1 protein-coding gene is annotated in these 1,742 nt (G+C 60.1%); it reads right to left on the reverse strand.

What is annotated here, in order from left to right; genetic code table 11:
* Positions 1 to 1,272: cache domain-containing protein (locus ASD00_RS33000; protein ID WP_156585909.1), on the reverse strand; the 1,272-nt coding region annotated here is incomplete at its 3' end.
* Between the last annotated feature and the right edge of the window lie 470 nt (positions 1,273 to 1,742).

A 1,742-nucleotide genomic window follows, 5' to 3' on the forward strand; every position in this document is an offset into this window, starting at 1 on the left:
GGCCTGCTGCACTTCGGCAGCATCACGGGCATCGCGAGCCTGGCGTTCCAGGCGCTCGCGCTCCGACAGTGAACGGTTGGCGTCGGCCTCGTCTTCGAGCTTGAGCTTGGCGATGGTCGCGTCGCGCAGCACCTGCAGCGAGCGGGCGAGATCGCCGATCTCGTCCTTGCACTCGGCTTCCGACAGGTCGACATCGGTCTTGCCCGCAGCGATTTCACCGGTGACGCCGATGACCGCCGCAACGCGCTTGCGGAATCGGGTGGCAAGCGTCCAACCGACCAGGATCATGATCAAGGCTGCGACGGCGATAACCGCGACGGAGATCATCGCAAGCTGCGAGAGACCGGCAAAGACGGTAGCCTGCGGCACGGATACGACGACGTACCAGGTTGTATCGGGCAGAAGCTTGACCGGCACGGCAACGGCGATGTGCACCGAGCCATCCGTGTGGGTGAGTTCAAACGCCTGCTCGGTCTTGCCCAGAAGCTGGCCCCAACCGCCGGCCTCAAGCCCGGTGTCCTTTAGCGATTTTCCAAGGAATGTCTGATCGGGATGGCTGATGATGCTGCCGCCCTGGCTGACCAGCGAAACGAATCCGGTACCGAACGGGGCCAGCTTGCCCAACTCGTTGGAAAGGTGGTCAAGCGCCATGTCGACGCCATCGACGCCGACGAAGGCATTGTCGAGCTTCAACGGCACCATGATCGACGTCATCAGCACGTCCTTGCCGTCGATCTTGTAGAAGTAAGGCTCGGTGATCATGTCGCGGCCAGTCTTCTTGGGGACCTGATAGTAATCTCCTGCGCCGGGCTTGTCGTAATCGACCAGCGCTTCGTACACGATCTTTTCCCCCGAACGGGCGATATAGGGAACGTAGCGGCCACTGGCATCGTGGCCCGGTTTGCCCGCATATTCCGCATCCTTGCCGTCAAACGCGTTCGGCTCCCAGCCGGTGCTGAGGCCAACGGCGAGCGGGTTGTCCGCGATCAGCTTTTTCAGCAGCGCAACCGTACCTTCGCGAGACGCCGTGCCACTGTCCTTCATGGCATAGAGGGCAGAGCGCATGTTGTTGGCGAGCGTTTTCGTCTCTGCGAACCTCGCCTCGACGTTGGCGGCGCTTGCATAGGCGGCGTTGGTCATCTCCGCAATGCTGCGCTCTTTCAGCTGCTGATAGGATAGCCAGAACACGATGGCAGCCGTGACCATACAGGTCAAAAGGCCAGTCATCACGATGGCAAACATGTTTCGTGCGGTCGCAGTCTTGAGAATCACCGTTCGTCTCCCTTCGCGCGATTGCTTGAAAAAGCAGATCGCGAGCAAACTTCGAACGCGTGATGGAAAGCCAAAACACGCGCAGCGTGAGGCAGGTGTCTGGAACACATCGGTGGCCCTGAGGCGAGCTTTTCGGGAGATGGACCCTATCGGCGGATGTGCGGTGCGAAGTCATTTCGCGGCAATCGGACGGTATGCCTCGACACTTTATCAAAACTTAAAAAAGGAAAGCCGGAACAACGAATTACGGCGCACGCGCCGATTTTCGAAAAACGGGCATCCAAAAACAAAGACCCGGAGTTGTGCTCCGGGCCCTGCTTCGCATCTAAGGTGTTTTACGTCTATGCGGCGCGACGGCGCGGCATAGCTGCCGGCGCATAGGCGCTCTGGGTATTGCCGAGGTTGAACTGGGCCAGAAGCGCATTGAGCGAAGCGGCTTCCGAAGCCAGGCCATGGCTTGCCGCCGTCTG

This window comes from Ensifer sp. Root31, assembly GCF_001424825.1.
Lineage (GTDB): Bacteria > Pseudomonadota > Alphaproteobacteria > Rhizobiales > Rhizobiaceae > Ensifer > Ensifer canadensis.